The 20,205-nt window shown below is 70.8% G+C and carries 15 protein-coding genes and 2 riboswitches; of the genes, 8 read left to right on the forward strand and 7 right to left on the reverse strand.

All coding sequences use genetic code 11. The features are described 5' to 3' along the window. Nucleotides 1–125 precede the first annotated feature (125 nt). From garA to gcvP, 5 genes are all read left to right on the forward strand, one after another. Nucleotides 126–608, forward strand: coding sequence for a glycogen accumulation regulator GarA (gene garA / locus O6P37_RS19120; RefSeq protein WP_264010837.1), 483 nt, complete (start codon nucleotides 126–128; stop codon nucleotides 606–608). Between the two features lie 2 nt (nucleotides 609–610). After that, entirely contained in the window at nucleotides 611–1,354 is a 744-nt protein-coding gene (gene ftsR / locus O6P37_RS19125; protein ID WP_269895555.1) for a transcriptional regulator FtsR, read from the forward strand. Between the two features lie 93 nt (nucleotides 1,355–1,447). Then, entirely contained in the window at nucleotides 1,448–1,942 is a 495-nt protein-coding gene (locus tag O6P37_RS19130; protein ID WP_264010834.1) for a bifunctional nuclease family protein, read from the forward strand. 238 nt (nucleotides 1,943–2,180) lie between these two features. After that, the gene (locus O6P37_RS19135) at nucleotides 2,181–2,804 is read left to right on the forward strand and encodes a MerR family transcriptional regulator (RefSeq protein WP_264010833.1); all 624 of its coding nucleotides are present in this window, start codon (nucleotides 2,181–2,183) and stop codon (nucleotides 2,802–2,804) included. Nucleotides 2,805–2,881: 77 nt separating this feature from the next. Continuing rightward, nucleotides 2,882–2,980: riboswitch (glycine riboswitch) on the forward strand. After that, nucleotides 2,981–3,089, forward strand: a riboswitch (glycine riboswitch). A 52-nt stretch (nucleotides 3,090–3,141) separates the two neighbouring features. Further along, nucleotides 3,142–5,988 carry an aminomethyl-transferring glycine dehydrogenase gene (gcvP, locus tag O6P37_RS19140; RefSeq protein ID WP_269895556.1) on the forward strand — a complete coding sequence of 949 codons (2,847 nt, stop codon included), beginning with the start codon at nucleotides 3,142–3,144 and terminating at the stop codon, nucleotides 5,986–5,988. Between the two features lies 1 nt (nucleotide 5,989). Here gcvP and O6P37_RS19145 read toward each other — a convergent pair whose 3' ends face one another. The 6 genes from O6P37_RS19145 to O6P37_RS19170 all read right to left on the reverse strand — a co-directional run bounded on the left by O6P37_RS19145 (nucleotide 5,990) and on the right by O6P37_RS19170 (nucleotide 14,810). Continuing rightward, complete coding sequence (locus O6P37_RS19145; RefSeq protein WP_269895557.1) at nucleotides 5,990–6,643, reverse strand: LysM peptidoglycan-binding domain-containing protein; 654 nt, start codon at nucleotides 6,641–6,643, stop codon at nucleotides 5,990–5,992. Between the two features lie 104 nt (nucleotides 6,644–6,747). Then, nucleotides 6,748–9,072 carry a substrate-binding domain-containing protein gene (locus O6P37_RS19150; RefSeq protein ID WP_269895558.1) on the reverse strand — a complete coding sequence of 775 codons (2,325 nt, stop codon included), beginning with the start codon at nucleotides 9,070–9,072 and terminating at the stop codon, nucleotides 6,748–6,750. A 101-nt stretch (nucleotides 9,073–9,173) separates the two neighbouring features. Next, a complete protein-coding gene (locus O6P37_RS19155; RefSeq protein ID WP_269895559.1) occupies nucleotides 9,174–11,372 on the reverse strand; it encodes a malate synthase G in 2,199 nt (732 codons plus the stop codon). A 54-nt stretch (nucleotides 11,373–11,426) separates the two neighbouring features. Beyond that, nucleotides 11,427–12,311, reverse strand: coding sequence for a 3-methyladenine DNA glycosylase (locus O6P37_RS19160; RefSeq protein WP_408633212.1), 885 nt, complete (start codon nucleotides 12,309–12,311; stop codon nucleotides 11,427–11,429). A gap of 76 nt (nucleotides 12,312–12,387) precedes the next feature. Beyond that, the gene (locus O6P37_RS19165) at nucleotides 12,388–13,440 is read right to left on the reverse strand and encodes a hemolysin family protein (protein ID WP_269895560.1); all 1,053 of its coding nucleotides are present in this window, start codon (nucleotides 13,438–13,440) and stop codon (nucleotides 12,388–12,390) included. After that, on the reverse strand, nucleotides 13,440–14,810 hold the full coding sequence (locus O6P37_RS19170; RefSeq protein WP_269895561.1) for a hemolysin family protein: 1,371 nt from the start codon (nucleotides 14,808–14,810) through the stop codon (nucleotides 13,440–13,442). The genes O6P37_RS19165 and O6P37_RS19170 overlap by 1 nt, the downstream gene beginning before the upstream one ends. Nucleotides 14,811–15,137: 327 nt before the next feature. Here O6P37_RS19170 and O6P37_RS19175 point away from each other — a divergent pair, with 327 nt between their 5' ends. Genes O6P37_RS19175 through O6P37_RS19185 form a run of 3 tightly spaced genes read left to right on the forward strand, consistent with a single transcriptional unit; the run spans nucleotide 15,138 to nucleotide 18,807 of the window. Beyond that, complete coding sequence (locus tag O6P37_RS19175; protein ID WP_269895562.1) at nucleotides 15,138–16,166, forward strand: iron ABC transporter substrate-binding protein; 1,029 nt, start codon at nucleotides 15,138–15,140, stop codon at nucleotides 16,164–16,166. Between the two features lie 20 nt (nucleotides 16,167–16,186). Further along, the gene (locus tag O6P37_RS19180; protein WP_269895563.1) at nucleotides 16,187–17,716 is read left to right on the forward strand and encodes an ABC transporter permease; all 1,530 of its coding nucleotides are present in this window, start codon (nucleotides 16,187–16,189) and stop codon (nucleotides 17,714–17,716) included. Nucleotides 17,717–17,733: 17 nt separating this feature from the next. Then, complete coding sequence (locus O6P37_RS19185) at nucleotides 17,734–18,807, forward strand: ABC transporter ATP-binding protein (RefSeq protein WP_269895669.1); 1,074 nt, start codon at nucleotides 17,734–17,736, stop codon at nucleotides 18,805–18,807. On the opposite strand, the gene O6P37_RS19190 is transcribed toward O6P37_RS19185, so the two are convergent. Beyond that, nucleotides 18,760–20,196 carry a GuaB1 family IMP dehydrogenase-related protein gene (locus O6P37_RS19190; protein WP_269895564.1) on the reverse strand — a complete coding sequence of 479 codons (1,437 nt, stop codon included), beginning with the start codon at nucleotides 20,194–20,196 and terminating at the stop codon, nucleotides 18,760–18,762. The genes O6P37_RS19185 and O6P37_RS19190 overlap by 48 nt on opposite strands. Between the last annotated feature and the right edge of the window lie 9 nt (nucleotides 20,197–20,205).

The following is a 20,205-nucleotide window of genomic DNA, read 5'->3' on the forward strand; positions in this document are numbered from 1 at the left end:
CCACGACTGGCCGATCCGGCGGTGGTGGGTACAACGAGGCGCACTGCGCGGTACGGTCGACCAAGGACAAATGACGGCCGGAGCACCGGCCGGATGACGCCACAGCAGCCAGTAAGGAGCAGCGGGTGACGGAGAAGGACAGCAGTTCCGGAGCAGATCAGACGTCTGACGAAGTCACTGTCGAGACGACTTCGGTGTTCCGCGCCGACTTCCTCAACGAACTCGATGCACCGGCGAGCGCGAGCGCCGAAGGTTCGGTCTCCGGGGTCGAGGGACTGCCCGTCGGCTCGGCGTTGCTGGTCGTCAAGAGGGGACCCAACGCCGGATCGCGCTTCCTGCTCGACCAGCCGACCACGTCGGCCGGCCGTCACCCCGACAGCGACATCTTCCTCGACGACGTCACGGTCAGCCGCCGTCACGCAGAGTTCCGGCTCGAGTCCGGCGAGTTCCAGGTCGTCGACGTCGGCAGCCTCAACGGCACCTACGTCAACCGCGAACCGGTCGACTCGGCCGTGCTCGCCAATGGCGACGAGGTGCAGATCGGCAAGTTCCGCCTGGTCTTCCTGACCGGCCCCAAGACCGACGACGACAGCGGCCCGGGCAGCTGACCGTGACCGCCCCCGACACCCCCGCGTTCTCCGGGATGTCGATCGGAGCGGTCCTCGATCTGCTGCGACCGGACTTCCCGGACGTGACCATCTCCAAGATCCGGTTCCTCGAGGCCGAGGGTCTGGTCACACCGGAGCGCACCGCGTCGGGCTACCGGCGGTTCACGGCATACGACTGCGCACGGCTGCGGTTCGTGCTGACCGCCCAGCGGGACCAGTACCTGCCCCTGAAGGTGATCAAGGCGCAGCTGGACGCACAACCGGACGGCGAGCTGCCGCAACCCAAGTCGCCCTACGGGGTGCCGCGGCTGGTGCCGGCGGACGGTGACGGCGGGGATAGCGCCGACGGCGCGGCGTCGGGGGTGGCGCGTACGCAGGTCCGGCTGAGCCGCGAGGACCTGCTCACGCGATCCGGTGTGGCGGAGGAGTTGCTGACCGCACTGGTCAAGAGCGGCGTCATCACCACCGGGCCCGGCGGATTCTTCGACGAGCATTCCGTGGTGATCGCGCAGTGCGCCCGGGCGCTCGCCGAATACGGCGTCGAGCCGCGGCACCTGCGGGCGTTCCGGTCGGCGGCGGACCGCCAGTCCGACCTGATCGCGCAGATCGCGGGTCCCGTCGGCAAAGGCAGTCAGGCCGGGGCCCGTGACCGGGCCGACGACCTCGCCCGCGAGGTGGCGGCGCTGGCGATCACCTTGCACACGTCATTGATCAAGTCGGCCGTACGCGACGTACTGGATCGGTGAGGATTAGACTCGCCGTGACGGCTTTTTCGTCGCGTCCGGGGCCCGCTGGGCCCCGAACGGTTGCGGCACACCGGGTGCGGAGGGCAGACACTGATGGCTGAGGTACGGGTGGTCGGCATTCGCGTGGAGCAGCCTCAGAACCAGCCGGTGCTGCTGCTGCGCGAATCCAACGGTGACCGGTACCTGCCGATCTGGATCGGCCAGTCCGAAGCCGCCGCGATCGCGCTCGAGCAGCAGGGTGTCGAGCCGGCCCGGCCGCTGACCCACGACCTGATCCGCGACCTGATCGCCGCACTCGGGCACTCACTGCGTGAGGTCCGCATCGTCGACCTGCAGGAGGGCACCTTCTACGCCGACCTCGTCTTCGACCGCGACATCAAGGTGTCGGCGCGGCCGTCGGATTCGGTGGCGATCGCGTTGCGCGTCGGCGTCCCGATCTACGTCGAGGAGGCGGTGCTGGCCGAGGCCGGCCTGCTGATTCCCGACGAGAACGACGAGGAGGCCGCGGGCGCCGTCCGTGAGGACGAGGTGGAGAAGTTCAAGGAGTTCCTGGACAGCGTGTCGCCCGACGACTTCAAGGCGACCTGATTCCGGCCGTGGCTCCGTCGATGGTCACGGATGCGTCTCAACTGGCGACTCCGGCGTCGACACGCGGCGCAGGTGCCCGGCAACGGTGGAGCAGGCCGCCATACTTTGAGGGCGACGGGCAGTCACAGGCCGTCGGAAAGCGTATGCTCGGACACATTCGGACTCGTGGCGGGTGGACTGCAGTGCAGGTCAACGCAGTTTCCCCGCGAGCGGGTTCGGTCGGCGAGAGGATTCCATAGTGGGCGACACGCCACGTCAGGAGCAGCTGGATCTGTCCTCCGGCGAGAGGGCGGCCAACCCGGCCACCGCACCGGTCGGCGAACCCGTCCAGGGCGGCCTGTTCCCCGACGACTCGGTGCCCGACGAACTCGTCGGCTACCGCGGGCCGAGCGCCTGCCAGATCGCCGGCATCACCTACCGGCAGCTGGACTACTGGGCCCGCACGTCGCTGGTGGTGCCCTCCATCCGGGGCGCCGCAGGGTCGGGCAGCCAGCGGCTGTACTCGTTCAAGGACATCCTGGTCCTCAAGATCGTCAAGCGACTGCTGGACACCGGCATCTCGCTGCACAACATCCGGGTCGCCGTCGAGCACCTGCGTCAGCGCGGCGTCAGCGACCTGGCCAACATCACGCTGTTCTCCGACGGCACCACCGTCTACGAGTGCACCTCCGCCGAGGAGGTGGTCGACCTGCTGCAGGGCGGCCAGGGCGTGTTCGGTATCGCCGTCTCCGGCGCGATGCGGGAACTGACCGGCGCGATCGCGGACTTCCCCGGCGAGCGGGCCGACGGCGGCGAGTCGATCGCCGCTCCCGAGGACGAGCTCGCGTCGCGGCGCAAGCACCGCGACCGCAAGATCGGCTGACCAGGCACCACTTCTGCGCCGCGCGGCACGCGGTGCACGGCGACGGCATCGGCCGACCGCTAGACTGGTCGACGCATCGCCCACACGCGGGAGAGTTCCGTGGCTGCACGTCACGGGCGCCGAAGGAGCAACACCTCTCCGTCAACCTCTCAGGCACCCAGGACCGCGCGTGACCCCGATGCCTCTGGAAAGTGGTGGACCCGCCGGGCACGGCGGCCGTCCACCCGCCCATGGGGAAAGGCGCTCGCGCCGAATCTCTCAGGCACCGACGACAGAGGGAGAGGAACCCGAGCGGTACGCAGCGGTTTCCGCCCTCACGCGTCAGGAGTGCTGACCAGTGGTTGACACCCACCCAACCCGTTTCGCCGACCGGCACATCGGCCCCGATGCCGACGCCGTCGCCACGATGCTCGACACCATCGGTGTGGCGTCGCTGCAGGAACTCGCCGACAAGGCGCTCCCCGCGGACATCATCGACGCGCTGTCGGCCGACGGTGTGGCGCCCGGGCTGGAGCAGCTGCCGCCGGCGGCCTCCGAGCAGGAGGCGCTCGCCGAACTGCGCGCGCTCGCGGACTCGAACACCGTGGCCGTGTCGATGATCGGGCAGGGCTACTTCGACACGCTGACGCCGCCGGTGCTGCGCCGCAACATCCTCGAGAACCCCGCGTGGTACACCGCCTACACCCCTTACCAGCCGGAGATCAGCCAGGGCCGGCTGGAGGCTCTGCTCAACTTCCAGACCATGGTCTGTGACCTGACCGGCCTCGAGGTGTCCAACGCGTCGATGCTCGACGAGGGCACGGCCGCCGCCGAGGCGATGACGCTGATGCAGCGGGCGGGCAAGAGCAAGTCCCACCGGCTGGCCGTCGACGTGGACGTCTACACCCAGACCGCGGCGGTGCTCGCCACCCGGGCCGCACCGCTGGGCATCGAGATCGTCACCGCGGACCTCCGCGACGGACTGCCCGACGGCGACTTCTTCGGCGTCATCGCCCAGCTGCCCGGCGCGAGCGGGGCGGTGGTGGACTGGTCGGCCCTGGTCACCGAGGCGCACGAACGCGGGGCGCTGGTCGCCTTCGGCGCAGACCTGCTCGCGCTGACCCTGATCACCCCGCCCGGCGAGTTCGGCGCCGACGTCGCGTTCGGCACCACCCAGCGGTTCGGCGTGCCGATGGGCTTCGGCGGACCGCACGCCGGCTACCTCGCGGTGCACACCAAGCACGCCCGGCAGCTTCCCGGCCGGCTGGTCGGGGTGTCCGTGGACGCGGACGGCTCGCCGGCGTACCGGCTGGCGCTGCAGACCCGCGAACAGCACATCCGCCGTGACAAGGCGACCAGCAACATCTGCACCGCCCAGGTGCTGCTTGCGGTGATCGCCGCGATGTACGCCAGCTATCACGGTCCCGAGGGGCTGACGTCGATCGCGCGACGGGTGCACGGACACGCCCGCGCCGTCGCCACCGGACTGGCCGACGCCGGGGTGGAGGTGGTGCACGACGCCTTCTTCGACACCGTGCTCGCCCGCGTGCCGGGTCGCGCCGCGCAGGTCCGCGACGAGGCCAAGGCGAGCGGCATCAACGTCTGGCAGGTCGACGCCGATCACGTCTCGGTCTCCTGCGACGAGGCCACCACCGCCGAGCACGTCGCGACGGTGCTGTCGGCGTTCGGCGCCGACCGCGGCGGCGCGCCCTTCGCCGGGCCCGAGATCGCCACCCGCACTTCGGAATTCATGACCCATCCGGCGTTCTCGCGGTACCGCACCGAGACCGAGATGATGCGGTACCTGCGGTCGCTGGCCGACAAGGACATCGCCCTGGACCGCAGCATGATCCCGCTCGGGTCGTGCACGATGAAACTCAATGCGGCCGCCGAGATGGAACCCATCACCTGGCCGGAGTTCGCCCGTCAGCACCCGTTCGCCCCCGCCTCGGACACCCCGGGCCTGCGCAGGCTGATCGCCGATCTGCAGGAGTGGTTGACCGACATCACCGGGTACGACGAGATCTCGCTGCAGCCCAACGCCGGCTCGCAGGGCGAATACGCCGGACTGCTGGCGATCCAGGCCTACCACCTCAGCCGCGGTGACGCCGAACGCAACATCTGCCTCATCCCGTCGAGCGCGCACGGCACCAACGCGGCGTCGGCGGCGCTGGCGGGTATGCGGGTGGCGGTGGTGGCCTGCCGCCCCAACGGTGACGTGGACCTCGACGACCTGCGGGCCAAGGTGGCCGAGCACGCGGAACGCCTTGCGGCGCTGATGATCACCTATCCCTCCACGCACGGGGTGTACGAGCACGACGTCGCCGACATCTGCGCTGCCGTGCACGACGCGGGCGGTCAGGTCTACGTCGACGGCGCCAACCTCAACGCGCTGGTGGGTCTGGCGCGCCCGGGCCGGTTCGGCGGCGACGTCAGCCACCTGAACCTGCACAAGACGTTCTGCATCCCGCACGGCGGCGGCGGCCCCGGCGTCGGTCCGGTGGCGGTGCGGTCGCATCTGGCGCCCTACCTGCCCGGCCACCCGCTGGCCGACGAACTCGGTGACGACTACACCGTGTCGGCCGCGCCGTACGGATCGGCGTCGATCCTGCCGATCACCTGGGCCTACATCCGGATGATGGGGGCCGCGGGACTGCGTTCGGCGTCGTTGACGGCGATCGCCTCGGCCAACTACATCGCCCGCCGGCTCGACGAGTACTACCCGGTGCTCTACACCGGCGAGAACGGCATGGTCGCCCACGAGTGCATCCTGGATCTGCGCCCCATCACCAAGCAGACCGGCGTCACCGTCGACGATGTCGCGAAACGGTTGGCGGACTACGGTTTCCATGCTCCGACGATGAGCTTCCCGGTGGCCGGCACCCTGATGGTGGAGCCCACCGAGAGTGAGAGCCTGACCGAGGTCGACGCCTTCATCGCGGCCATGATCGCCATCCGCGCGGAGATCGACCGTGTCGGATCGGGGGAGTGGTCGGTCGACGACAACCCGCTGCGCGGCGCACCGCACACCGCGGAGTGCCTGCTGGTGGCGGACTGGGACCACCCGTACACCCGCGAGGAGGCCGCCTACCCGCTCGGCAAGGGTCACCGGCCGAAGGTGTGGCCACCGGTGCGCCGCATCGACGGCGCCTACGGCGACCGCAACCTGGTGTGCTCGTGCCCGCCGGTCGAGGCGTTCGCCTGAGTCAGGGCCACATCGACGGGAAGTGCACGACCTGCCCCACCCCGACATGGTCGGGATCGGTGATCAGGTTGGCCGCGGCGGTCAGCTTCACCGCGGTCAGCGTGCGGTCTGCGCCGTAGTCGCCGTACTCGTCGGTGGCCAGCCGCCACAGGGTGTCGCCGCGAATCACGCTGCGGCGCCGGTTCATCCGCGGCCGGGTCAGCAGGGTCCCGGGCGGGTGGACGGATCCGCCCAGCCGGTTGGCGATCGCGATGATCGTCCAGAACGTCGGGACGCCGTACCAGTCGCCCGCGAGGGTCTCCAGGGTTTCCCCCTCGGCCATCGTGTGGTGCCCGGCGTCGGCCAGGTCCGGCACCACCAGCCATTCGCCGACCTCGAGCGGACGCTGCGCGGCCCCGCTGGCGATCTCGTAGACCCCGCTCATCGCCACGTCGTGGTAGAAGCGCCGCGCCAGATCGGCCTTCCGATCACCGGCGCGGACCTGGTATCGGTACGTGACGTAGGGGATCGCCAACTCCTGGCCGACGACGATGTCGTCGGAGTCGGCCAGGTCGTTGGCCACCGCGATCACCCTGTGACGGCGGCCGTCACCGTAGAACTGTTCGGCGATGCCCCACAGGGTGTCGCCTGCCTTGACGGAGTATTTGTTGCCCATGCGCTCAGGGTCGGCGCGCCGGAGCGCTCTGGCACGAGTAGTGCGCTACCCGAGTCACCCGGCGTCACCCGGCGTCACCCGGCGTCACCCGGTGTCGCCGGGGCTCAGCCGAGGAAGCGGGTGATCGCGCCGGTCAGGTCGGGGGAACTGGAGGTGCCCAGGTTCTGGTAGGTGCCGCGGGTGGTCTGCGCGACGGCCTCCCAGGTGGCCTGATCGGCGTCGGAGCCGAAGTCGATGACGTTCACCGCCACCGGGCGCGCGGGGTCGAAGGCCTCCCGGACGAAGGCCTGAAGGCCCGCCCCGTCCAGCGATTGGTCCGTGTGCGGGCCCTCGGTGATCACCAGCACCGAATTGGGTTGTCCTGGCCGGAAGTTCGCGAGTGCCTCGTTGTAGACCAGACGCAGCGTGGTGAACGAGACGGCACCGCCCGACGACGACGCCAACGAATCCAGTGTCGTCGTCAGGGTCTGCGAACGCGGTGTGCCTGCGACGGGCTCCGACAGCGGACCCATCGGCACCCGCGAGGAGCCGGCTGCGCCGTCGAAGGTCCACAGTCCGACGGCCGCGGTCGGCGGCAGCGTGTCGATGCGGGGGATCAGGGCGTTGACGACATTGCCCATCCGCGAGTTGTTGCCCTCGGCGGCGGGCATCGACTGGTCGAGCATGATCGTGACCGCTGAACCCTTCGCAGGTGCGGTCAACGCGTCGGCCATGGTGGCGCGCATCGCGCTGTCGCCGATGGACAGCGGCGCCGACACCGGCGCGAACGCGGTGACGTCGCTGGCAGGCGGAGTGGCGCCCTCGGCGCGGAAGCCGGCCTTGGCCAGTTCGGCTAGCCCCTCGGGTTTGCGCATGAAGCGGGCGAACTCACTGGCCGCCGCGACCTGCTCCTTGGACAGCCAGTCTCCGGACAGCAGGACGGTGGGGTAGTCGGCGGTGGCCGTCGGGCCGGGCGGCAGCCAGGACACCAGCGTGTTCTTCGCATTGGGCAGTGACGCGCCGCGCTGGAACAGCTGCTGCTCGGTGACCGCGACCGCATGCACCGGGGCCGTCGCCGGGTCGGGCGCCTTCACCAGCGCGTCGATCGCCGTACCCGCTTTGTCGTCGGCCAGTTTCGGCTGGCCCGCCAGCAGCGTGTTGACCGCGGACATCCCGCCGCTCGCCGGTGCGCCCGGCGGGGCCGACGCGGCGGCGACCGCCTCGGCGGCGAGGTAGGACGCGTCGCTGTCACCGCTGCGCGGAAGCGCCAGCTTCAGCGAACCCCACCCGGGCAGGTTGAGCCCGTCGAGACCGGTCGGGTTGGTCTGCAGCCTGGGCAGGGTCGACCAGTTCTGCTGTCCGAGCGCCGCTCTCATCTGCGGACGGACGGCCAGCAGCACCGGCGAGGTGACCAGGGACCGGCTGTCGTCGATGGTCTGCGGACCGGAAGCGGCCTCGAGGCGCGCCGCGGAGATGCTGCTGGCGGGGACCCACAGCGCGGGCCGTTCGCCGAGGTCGGCCGGCCAGTCCCCGGTGAACCCGTTGACCACCTGGTCCGATCCTGCGGGCTTGACACCGATCTTCACGCAGCGGTCGCCGACCGGGCTCGCGGTCTCGTTGTATCCGTTGGCCAATGCCTCGATCTGCGGTGCGATGGACGGGTCGGCCAGCACGGCCACCGTGAGTTCACCGTCGACGCAGCGCGCGGCGGCGACGTCGCTGCGGTCGGACAGCGCGTCACCGAAGAAGCGCCACAGGATGACGGCGGCCACCACCACGACGACGGTCACCAGGGCGGCGATCACGCCGACGCTGACCCCGCGCCGCCCCGACGCGACGGCGCGGTGGCTGCCGGTCCATTCCCCGCCGTCCCAGTCACCGCTGTGCTGGGGGCCTGCCGGTGTGGACGGCGGCGGTCCGCCGGTGCCGGCGGCGCCGCCGGGCCCGTAGTCGTCGTCGTAATCGTCGTCGACGTCGTCATCGGGGTGGTCGTCGCCGCGGAAGCCGCCGTATTCGTCGCGGCGGTGGTCACGGGACGCGCCGAATCCGTGGTCCTGCAGATCGGGCTGATCGTGCTCGGGATCGCGGTAGCCGGAGTCCCGGTAGCCGGGAGCCCGGTGGCCGGGATCGCCGTAGCCGGCGTCCCGGTAGTCGGTGTCCCGCTCGCCCGCGTCCGGATACTCGGTGCGGCGGTGCGCGGTCGTCGGGAAGTCGTCGGCCGGATAGTCGTCCGCGTCGTGATCCGGGTCCTGGTCCGGGTAGCCCGGATCCTGGCCGCGCCGGTCCCCGTACTCCGGTCGCCGGTACTCCGCAGGCGGGCCGGGTTCTCCGTAGTCGCGCCCCGAACGCGGATGCAGCGTTCCCGGATCCTCGGCGGAAGTTCCGTTCTGCGGCGGGATTTCCGGTTCGTCCGCGGAGTCCTCGGGATCCGGAATGCTGTGCCTACCCATTCCTGCTCCCGTGTTCGTCTCGTCGACCGGTCATTTCCGACCGGTCATCAATGCAACGCCGAAGTCTAGTCAACGCCGATGACCCCGGATGCCGGGTCAGGTCAGCTGCGGGCGCCCGAAGCGGCCTTGAACTCGCGCCGGCGGCGATGCAGGATCGGCTCGGTGTAGCCGTTGGGCTGCGCAGTGCCGGACAGGATGAGCTCCTGGGCCGCCTGGAACGCCACGCTGCCCTCCGGGTCGGTCGCCATCGGCAGGTACTTCTCGTCGCCCGCGTTCTGCTCGTCCACCACCGCGGCCATCCGGCGCAGGCTGGTCTTCACGTCGTCCTCGGTGATCACGCCGTGCCGCAGCCAGTTCGACAGCAGCTGGCTGGAGATCCGCAGCGTGGCACGGTCCTCCATCAGCGCCACGTTGTGGATGTCGGGCACCTTCGACGAGCCCACTCCCTGGTCGATCCAACGCACCACGTAGCCCAGGATCGACTGACAGTTGTTGTCGACCTCCTCGCGGATCTCCTCGGGCGCCCACGCCAGCTCCTTGGCCAGCGGGATGGTCAGCAGATCGGCCAGGCTCGCGCGCTGCTTGCCCGCCAGTTCCTGCTGCACGGCGGCCACGTCCACCTGGTGGTAGTGCATCGCGTGCAGCGTCGCCGCGGTCGGCGACGGCACCCACGCGGTGGTGGCGCCGGCCTTGGGCTGCCCGATCTTCTGCTCGACCATGTCGCCCATCAGATCGGTCATCGCCCACATGCCCTTGCCGATCTGGGCGCGGCCCACGAAGCCCGCGGCCAGGCCGATGTCGACGTTGTTGTCCTCGTAGGCCTTGATCCACGGCTGACTCTTCATCGACGCCTTGCGGATCATCGGGCCGGCTTCCATCGAGGTGTGGATCTCGTCGCCGGTGCGGTCGAGGAAGCCGGTGTTGATGAACACCACCCGGTCGGCGGCGGCCTTGATGCAGGCCTTGAGGTTGACCGTGGTGCGCCGCTCCTCGTCCATGATCCCGACCTTGAGCGTGTTCTGCGGCAGGCCCAGCACGTCCTCGACGCGGCTGAACAGCTCGACGGTGTAGGCGACCTCGTCGGGTCCGTGCATCTTCGGCTTGACGATGTAGACCGACCCGGTGCGGCTGTTGGCCAGCGGACCGTTGCCGCCTCCGGCGCGCAGTCCGTGGACCGCGGCCAGGCTGGTGAACAGGGCGTCCTGAACGCCTTCGTAGACCTCGTTGCCCTGGGCGTCCACGATCGCGTCGTTCGTCATCAGGTGACCGACGTTGCGCACGAACAGCAGGCTGCGGCCGGGCACCGTGAGCTCGCCCTCGCCGTCCGGGGTGGTGTAGGTGCGGTCCTCGTTGAGCACCCGGGTGAAGCTCTTGCCGTCCTTGCTGACCGGAGCCGAGAGGTCACCGCGCATCAGTCCCAGCCAGTTGCGGTAGGCGGCCGTCTTGTCGTCGGCGTCGACCGCGGCGACGGCGTCCTCGAAGTCGATGATCGTGGTGACCGCGGACTCCAGCACGACGTCCTTGACGCCCGCGGTGTCGGTGGAACCGATCGGGGAGTCGGGATCGATCAGGACCTCGATGTGCAGTCCGTGGTGGCGCAGCAGGAACGACCACTGCGGCGACCCGAAGTCGCCGGTGTAGCCGACGAACTGTTCGGGCTCCGCCAGACCGGTGGACTCGCCGTCGCCGAGCTCGGCCAGCAGCTGCCCGTCGTCGATCTTGAAGCCGGTCGGGTCCGACCAGGAACCCGTCGCCAGCGGCACGCTCTCGTCGAGGAACCGGCGGGCGTAGGCGATGACCTTGTCGCCACGCACCCGGTTGTAGCCGCTGCCCTGTTCGGCGCCGTCCTCCTCGGAGATGACGTCGGTGCCGTACAGCGCGTCGTACAGCGAACCCCAGCGGGCGTTGGCGGCGTTGAGGGCGAACCGGGCGTTGGTGACCGGCACGACCAGCTGCGGACCGGCGGTCGAGGTGATCTCCGCGTCCACGTTCTCGGTGGTGATGGTGAAGTCACCCGGATCGCCGGCGAGGTAGCCGATGTCGGTGAGGAACTGCTGGTACTCGTCGGCGTCGAGCGGGCCGATCGCGCGCTGGCGGTGCCACTTGTCGATCTGCGCCTGCAGGTCGTCACGGCGGGCCAGCAGCTCGGTGTTCCGTGGAGTGAGGTCGGCGACCACCTTGTCGACGCCCGACCAGAAGCTGTCCGGGTCGATGTCGGTGCCGGGCAGCGCCTCGTCGTTGACGAAGTCGTACAGCACCCGGGCCACGCGCAGATTTCCCACCTCGACGCGATCGGTCATCGTTTCCTCCTCGCTCACCGGCACGTCCGCTGACGCGACGCGCGTTGACTCACCTTACCCACCGGTAACGTCGGCCCCCGCGCCGCGCGCCGCCGTGCGCAGCAGGTCACATCTGCCGGCGAGGGTGGCTCGCAGCGGTGCGGCCCGCTCCGCGATCTCCTGCTGGGCGCGCACGTACTCCGCCCGACCCGCCGGTGTCTCGACGGCGATCGGGTCGAATCCGTACCCGCTGAGGTCGTACGGGCTGGCCCGCATGTCCAGCTCCCGCGCGTCGGCGGCCAGCTCGAGACAATCCATCACCAGCTCGGAGGACACCAACGGTCCCAGCTTGTAGGCCCATTTGTAGCAATCCATCGCGGCATGGACACAACCCGGTTGCTCGGTGGCGATCTGGCGGTCGCGGGTGAGGCGTTCGGAGTTGCGGCCCGCGGCAGCATCGGTGAAGAATCGGAAAGCGTCGAAATGGCTGCAGCGCAACGGCATCAACTCGACCACCGCGTCGGTGCCCGTCGAGCCGAGGCGCAGCGGCACCTGCGCGTGGCGGACCTCGGGGGCGCGGTACACCATCGCCCACTCGTGCAGCCCGAAGCAGTTCATCCGGGGTGCCCGCCGGGCGGTCGCCGTCAGCAGGTCGGCGATGAACCCGACGGTGTCGGCCCGTCCGGCCACGTATTCCGTGCTGACGGTGACACCCTGCGGCGTGTGGTGATAGCCGGCGATGTCCAGGTGGCGCGCGGCGGACTCGCCCGCGAGTACCACCCCGAAGCCCGGGTGCCAGCGGCGCAGCAGACGCGGCCGCAGGTTGTAGTAGGTGAACAGGAAGTCCCACACCGGATGTGCCCGGCCGGCGCGCCGGCGGGCCAGATGCGGCGCGCAGAACGCGTCGACGCGTTCCCGGTGAGCCGATTCGCGTGCCCGCCAGTCGGATTCGGCGAGCACGGTCCCGGCGCGCAGTGGCCCGTCAGCCACCTTCGCGCGCAGTGGCACGTCAGCCGCCTTCGCGCGCAGCGCGACCTCAGACACGGTGGGTGCCGTCCCGCACCGTCCCCACGAGGTCCTCGACCAGGTCCTCCAGCGCCACCATCGCCGTCACCGTGCCGTCGGTGGTGACCAGGGCCAGGTGGCTGTTGTCGCGCCGCAGCCGGGTCAGGGCATCGGGCAGCGGAAGCGACGCGGGCAGCGTGAGCAGCGGGCGCACCAACGAGCGGTCCAGCACCGCCTTCGGGTCGTGCACCAGCGGCAGCACGTCCTTGATGTGCAGATAGCCGACGTACTCGCCGGACGGCCCCGCGACGGGGAAGCGTGAGTAGCCGGTCTCGGCGAGTGCCCGTTCGACCGCGCCCACGGTCGGGCCGGAGTCCGCGGCTGTGGCGGACACGGTGTGGATCTCGCTGAGCGGCATCGCCACGTCGCGGACCACGCGGTTGCGGATCTGCAGCGCGCGGGTCAGCCGGGTGTGCTCCTCGGTGTCGAGCAGACCCTCGGACACCGACTCGGCGATCATCTCCGAGAGCTCCACCGTGGACACCGCCACCGCCAGCTCGTCCTTCGGCTCCACCCCGAATGCCCGCAGCGTGCTGTTGGCGCACCAGTTGTAGAACGCGATGAACGGTCGAGCCGCCCGGATGTAGATCAGGTAGACCGGGATCAACAGCATCGCCGTGGATTCCGGGCCCGCGATGGCGATGTTCTTCGGGACCATCTCACCGAGCAGGACGTGCAGCGTCACCACGATGCCGAGTGCCACCACGAACGACACGGTGTGCAGCACCGCGTCGGGGATGCCGACGAGCCCGAACGGCTTCTCCAGCAGGTGAGCCACCGCGGGCTCGCCCACCCGGCCGAGGAGGATCGAGCACACGGTGATGCCCAACTGGGAGCCGGCCAGCATCAGCGACAGATTCTCACCGGCCCGGATGACGGTGACGGCGCTGCTCTTGCCCTGTTCCACCAGCGCCTCGAGCCGGTCGCGGCGCGCGGAGATCAGCGCGAACTCCGAGCCGACGAAGAACGCGTTGGCCGCCAGCAGCAGCACGGTCAGCAGCACGCCGAAGAGGTCGCCGCCCATCAGTCGTCCCGCTCCTCGTCCTCGATCTCGCCGCGTCGGCCCAGCTCGGTCAGCTCGAGCTGATCGATGCGCCTGCCGTCCATCTGCACCACGGTCGCCAGCCAGTGCACCGGGTCGTCCAGGACGGTGTCCGGGTCGAAGGCGGTGAGCTCGACGGTCTCCCCGGGTTCAGGGATGTGGCCGAGTTCCTCCAGCACCAGTCCGCCGATCGTCTCGTATTCGCCTTCGGGCGCCCGGAATCCGGTCTCGGTGGCCACCTCGTCGATCCGCAGCAGGCCCGACACCTTCCAGCCGCCACCGGCGGGCTGCACGTCGGGGGTCGCGTCGTCGTGCTCGTCGCGCACGTCGCCGACGATCTCCTCGATGAGGTCCTCGACGGTGACCATGCCCGCGGTGCCGCCGTACTCGTCGACGACCAGGGCGGTCTGCAGGCCGTTGGCGCGGATCTGGGTCATCACCGCGTCGCCGTCGAGCGTCGACGGCACGGTGGCCACAGGCAGCGCCAAGGTCGCCAGCCGGGTGCTCGTCCGCTCGTCGTGCGGTATCGCGAACACCTGCTTGACGTGCACCATTCCGATCGTCGAGTCGAGGTCGCCCTCCACGATCGGGAAGCGCGAGTACCCGGTGCCGATCGCCGCCTCGATGAGGTCGGCCACGGTGTCGTCGGCCTGCATCGCCTCGATCTCGGTGCGCGGGGTCATCAGTTCCTCGGCGGTGCGCTCACCGAACTGCAGCGACCGGTCCATCAGCACCGCGGTGACCGGGTCCAGTGATCCGCTGCGCGCCGAGTTGCGCACCAGCGAGATCAGTTCCTGCGCCGAGCGGGCCGAGCGGAGCTCCTCGGCGGGTTCGATGCCGAGGCGGCGCAGGATCCAGTTGGCGGTGCCGTTGGTCATCCGGATGAGCGGGGTGGCCAGCATCGAGAACAGCAGCTGCGGCGGCGCCGACGCGCGCGCGGTCGGCACCGGCCGTGCGACGGCCAGGTTCTTGGGCACCAGTTCGCCGAAGATCATCGACACCGAGGTGGCGATCAGGATAGCCAGCACCAGCGCCAGTCCGCCGGCGATGTTGGCGGGAAGGCCGAGCGCGTCAAGGCCGGGTTGCAGCAGCCGCGCGACGACGGGTTCGGCGAGGTAGCCGGTGGCCAGCGTGGTGATGGAGATGCCGACCTGCGCCCCGGATAGCTGAAACGACAGCGTGCGGTGCGCCCGGCGGACCATGTGGTCGCGGCGGTCGCCGTCGCGGGCGTTGGCCTCGACGGTGCTGCGCTCCAGCGCGGTGAGCGAGAACTCCGCCGCCACGAACACGGCGGTGCCTGCGGTCAGCACGATGATGGCCAGCACCGACAGGAGCGACAGGGTGACGCTCACTCCATTCTCCCCGCGGGGGCGCCGGGCACGAGGCCCGGCCGACTAGGGGAGGGTTCTGCGTCGGACTGCTCCGGGGACGGCTGCTCGGCCCGGCAGGCCCGTTCGGTACCGGGGCCATCGGCGGGTGCCTGCGGCACGTAGTCCCTTCCTCGTTCGGCGAATGAGAATCCAATGGTAACCGGTGCGCTGTGCGGCCCGCGCGCTCGTGGTGACCAGGCGGCGACCCGTCGCCAGAGCTGAGCCTGTCCTCAGTCGCTCGGTGATAAGTTGCCAGAGCCGGGTCGGCTCACAGCGGCCTCACAGCGCACGACGAAAGCGGGTCGATTCATGCGTTTCGCCTTGTCACGCCTCACGGCCGCGGTGTGCGCCGCCGCCACCGTGCTGTCCCTGACCTCGTGCGGCGGCTCGGATTCCGTCGACGCGAGTGAGTCGCTGGTGGTGTACTCCGGCCGCAGCGAGGAGCTCGTCGGGCCGCTGCTGGAGAAGTTCAAGGCCGAGACGGGGCTCAACGTGGAGGCGCGCTACGCCAGTTCCGGCGAGATGGCCGCCCAGCTGATCACCGAGGGCGACAAGTCGCCCGCCGACGTGTTCCTGTCCCAGGACGCCGGGGCGCTCGGCGCGGTCGCCAAGGCCGGACTGTTCGCCCAGATCGACACCGCGACACTGGAAGCCGTACCGGCCAATTACTCGGCGGCCGACGGCACCTGGGTTGGCGTGTCGGGCCGCGCGCGGGTGGTGGTGTTCAATCCGCGGCTCGCACCGAATCCGCCCGACACCATTGACGGCGTGCTGGCGCCGGAGTGGAAGGACAAGATCGGGTTCGCGCCGAGCAACGCGTCGTGGCAGTCGTTCGTCACCGGCCTGCGGGTGGTGCGCGGCGATGCGGGCGCCGAGCAGTGGCTGCGCGCGTTCAAGGCGCAGAACCCGAAGGCCTACGAGAACAACGTCGCGGTCCGCGATGCCGTCGACAAGGGTGAGGTCGCGCTCGGTCTGGTGAATCACTACTACCTGTACGAGCTGATCGACGCCAAGGGCGGGGGCGCGGTGACCGCGCAGAACAACTTCATGGCGCCGGGCGACCCGGGTGGCCTGGTCAACGTCGCCGGTGTCGGCGTCCTCAAGTCGGCACCGAATCCTGCTGGGGCGCAACGGTTTGCGGCCTACCTGGTGGGCAAGACCGCCCAGGAGTACTTCGCCGGCGAGACCAAGGAGTACCCGCTGGTCGCCGGCGTCCCGACCGCCGAGGGCATGCCGCCGCTGGCCGATCTGCAGCCTCCCGCGGTGGACCTGTCCCAGCTCGACGACCTCGAGGCGACCCAGGAGATGCTGGTCGCAACCGGGTTGCTGACGAACTGATCCGGGTGCGGCGAGCCGGGGTGCGCCGTCGGCCGCCCGCGCTGCTGCTTGGCGCCGCCGCGGGTGTCTCAGCGGCCACGCTGCTGCCTCTGTATTACCTCGGCGACCGGGCGATGGCCCGCGGCTGGGCGTTCGTCGCCGACGAACTCGCCCAGCAGCGGACGGCCGCCCTGGTGGGCCGGTCGCTGCTGCTGGTGGTCGTGGTGACCGCGGGATGCGTGGTGCTCGGCGTGGGGTTCGCGGTGCTGCTCACCCGCACCGACCTGCCGTTCCGGCGGCTCTTCGGCGTCGTCCTGGCCCTGCCGCTGGCGATTCCGAGTTACCTGCTGGCGTTCCTGTGGCTGTCGGTGCAGCCCGCGGTGGCCGGCTTCTGGGGCGCGTGCCTGGTGCTCACCCTCGGCTGCTATCCGTACGTCTTGCTGACCACCACGGCGGCCCTGAACCGGATGGACCCCGCCCACGAGGAGGTGGCCCGCTCGCTCGGGCTGTCCGGCCTCGCCGTGCTGTTCCGGGTGACGCTGCGCCGGGTACGCGCCGCCGTCGCGGCAGGCGCGCTGCTGGTGGCGCTGTACGTGATCAGCGACTTCGGCGCCGTCGCCGCCATGCGCTACGAGGTGTTCACGTGGGTGATCTACGGCGCGTACCGCTCGGGGTTCAACCCGTCGCGGGCCGCCGTGCTGTCGCTGGTGCTGATGGTGTTCGCGCTCGCGCTGGTGATGCTCGAAGGCCGGGCACGCGGCCGTGCGGCGGCCTACCGGGTCGGCGGCGGCTCGGCACGGGCGGCGCCGGTGGCTGCGCTGGGGCCGTGGCGGCCGGTCGCGGCGGCGGGTGCGCTGGCCGTCGTCGCCGCGGCGCTGGTGGTTCCGGTCGTCGCGCTCGCCGACTGGCTGCTTGCCGCGGGACCGCGCTGGGATTCCGGTGAGTGGTCGGCCGCGGTGGTCTCGACGCTGTGGCTGTCGGCGGTGGCGGCGGTGGTGTGCACGGCGGCGGCGGTGCCGCTCGGCGTGCTGGTGGCGCGGTACCGCAGTCCGGTGACCCGGACGCTCGAGGGGGCGAGCTACGTGGCGCACGGGCTGCCGGGGATCGTCATCGCGATCGCCATGGTGTCGGTCGGCATCGTGGCGTTGCGCCCGTTCTACCAGCGTGAGCCGCTGCTGATCCTGGCTTACGCCGTGCTGTTGGTGCCGGTGGCCGTCGGGTCGGTCCGGGCCGCGATCGAGGCGACGCCGGTGCGGCACGAGGAGGTGGCCCGCTCGCTGGGGCGCGGGCCGTTCGCCGCGTTCGCCTCGATCACCGCCCGCGGCGCCGCGCCGGGCATCGCCGCGGGTGCGGCGCTGGTGCTGCTCACCTGCATGAAGGAGTTGCCGATCACGCTGCTGCTGCGGCCGACCGGCACCGACACGATGGCCACCCGGCTGTGGACCTACAGCTCGGTCAGTGACTACGCGTCCGCGGCGCCGTATGCGGCCGCGCTGGTGGTACTCGCCGCGCTCCCGACGGCCGCGATCGGCCTGTGGAGTGCGCAGGTGGTGGAGGTGCGTGACACGTGAGTGCGGGAGACCAACCGATGCCGGGCGTCGCAGGTGTGCGCATCCGCGGGCTGGGCAAGTCGTTCGACGGGCGGCGCGTGCTGTCCGGTCTTGATCTCGACGTCGCGGCGGGCACCATCAGCGCGGTGCTCGGCCCGTCGGGCTGCGGCAAGACGACGCTGCTGCGCATCGTCGCCGGATTCGAGGAACCCGACGCCGGAACGGTCGGCGTCGGAGACGGGATCGTGTGCGGCGACGGCGCGGCGGTGCCCGCCCACCGGCGCCGGATCGGCCTCATGCCGCAGGAGGGTGCCTTGTTCCCGCACCTCAGCGCCGCGGAGAACATCGCGTTCGGGCTGCCGAGGCGGCGGCGCGCCGATGCGGCGGACACCGTTCGGCACTGGCTCGACATGGTGGGACTCGACGGCAGCGGCGACGCCCGGCCGCACGAGCTGTCGGGCGGGCAGCAGCAGCGGGTGGCGCTGGCCCGTGCACTGGCCGCGCGGCCAAGGGTGGTGCTGCTCGACGAGCCCTTCGCGGCGCTCGACGCCGGGCTGCGCACGCGGGTGCGCGAGGACATCGCAGCAATCCTGCGGGACACCGGCACCACGGCCGTACTGGTCACCCACGATCAGGCCGAGGGACTCTCGCTCGCCGATTCGGTGGCGCTGCTGATGAACGGGCAGATGGTGCAGGCCGGCACGCCGACCGAGGTCTACGACCGGCCGCGGACCCTGGCGGCCGCCCGGTTCGTCGGTGCGGCCGTCGAGATCGGTGGCGAGTGCCGCGCCGGTGTGGTCCGCACCGCGCTGGGCGCCCATCCGACGCGGATGCCCGTCGACGACGGCGACGTGGTCGTCGTGCTGCGGCCCGAACAGCTGCGGCTGACCGAGGACGGGGCGCCTGCGGTGGTGACCGCGCACCGGTTCTACGGCCCGGACAGCTCGGTGCACGTCACGCTCGCGGACGGTACGCCGCTGGTGGTGCGCCGCATCGGCGACGTCGACGTCGCGCCGGGCCAGCCGGTCAGCGTGAGCGTGGCGGACGCCGTACTGGCGTACCCCTCACCAGCCGGTGGGCAGCGGATGGCCCTCGGCGAAGCCGGCGGCTGACTGCACGCCGAGCACCACCTTGTCGTGCAGTTCGGGAAGCGTGGTGGCACCGACGTAGGTGCAGGTGCTGCGGACCCCGGAGGTGATGTGGTCGAGCAGGTCCTCCACCCCGCCGCGGGACGGGTCGAGACCCATCCGCGAGGTGGAGATGCCCTCTTCGAAGAGACCCTTGCGTGCGCGGTCGAACGCGCTGTCGGCGGAGGTGCGCGCCGCGACCGCGCGCTTGGAGGCCATCCCGTAGCTCTCCTTGTACGGCCGGTCGTCCCGGTCGCGCATCAGGTCGCCCGGCGACTCGTAGGTGCCGGCGAACCAGGAACCGATCATCACGTTGGCGGCCCCTGCGGCCAGCGCGAGCGCGACGTCCCGCGGGTGCCGCACCCCACCGTCGGCCCACACGTGAGCGCCGAGTTCCCTTGCAGCGGCTGCACATTCGACCACCGCGGAGAACTGCGGGCGGCCGACTCCGGTCATCATCCTGGTGGTGCACATGGCGCCGGGGCCGACGCCGACCTTGACGATCGACGCACCGGCGGCGATCAGGTCGCGGGTGCCCTCGGCCGACACCACGTTGCCCGCCGCCAGCGGCACCCCGAGGTCCAGCGCCGCGACCGCGCGGATCCCGTCGAGCATCTTGACCTGGTGGCCGTGGGCGGTGTCGATCACCAGCACGTCGACGCCGGCCTCGACCAGTGCCCGCGCCTTGGCGGCGACGTCGCCGTTGATGCCGACCGCGGCGGCGATCCGCAGCCGGCCCTTGGCGTCGACCGCGGGGGAGTAGATGCCCGCACGGATGGCGCCGGTGCGGGTCAGCACACCGGCCAGCGTGCCGTCGGGCCCGGTCAGCACCGCCACACCGACGGCGGCGTTCTCGAGCAGGTCGAACACCTTGCGGGGCTCGGTGCCCACGGGCGCGGTGACGAAGTCGGTGATCGCGATGTCGCTCACTCTGGCGAACCGGTCCACCCCGACGCAGTCGGCCTCGATGACCAGCCCGACCGGCCGGCCGTCGTTCACCACGACCGCGGCGCCGTGCGCCCGCTTGTGGATCAGCGCGACAGCATCGGACACGGAGTCGTCCGGCGCGAGGGTCACCGGGGTGTCGACCACCAGGTCGCGGCTCTTGACGAAGTCGACCGTCTCCCGCACCGCCGAGATCGGCAGGTCCTGCGGCAGGACGACGATGCCGCCGCGGCGCGCCACCGTCTCGGCCATCCGCCGTCCGGCCACCGCGGTCATGTTGGCGACCACCACCGGGATGGTGGTGCCCGACCCGTCGACGGTGGACAGGTCCACGTCGAACCGGGACGCCACTTCCGAGCGGCCCGGAACGACGAACACGTCGTTGTACGTCAGGTCGTACGGCGGCCGGTGGTCGTGGAGGAAGCGCACACCCCCGAG

Origin of the sequence: Mycobacterium hippophais (assembly GCF_027529605.1) — a bacterium.
In the GTDB taxonomy this organism is placed as follows: Bacteria; Actinomycetota; Actinomycetes; order Mycobacteriales; family Mycobacteriaceae; genus Mycobacterium; species Mycobacterium arseniciresistens.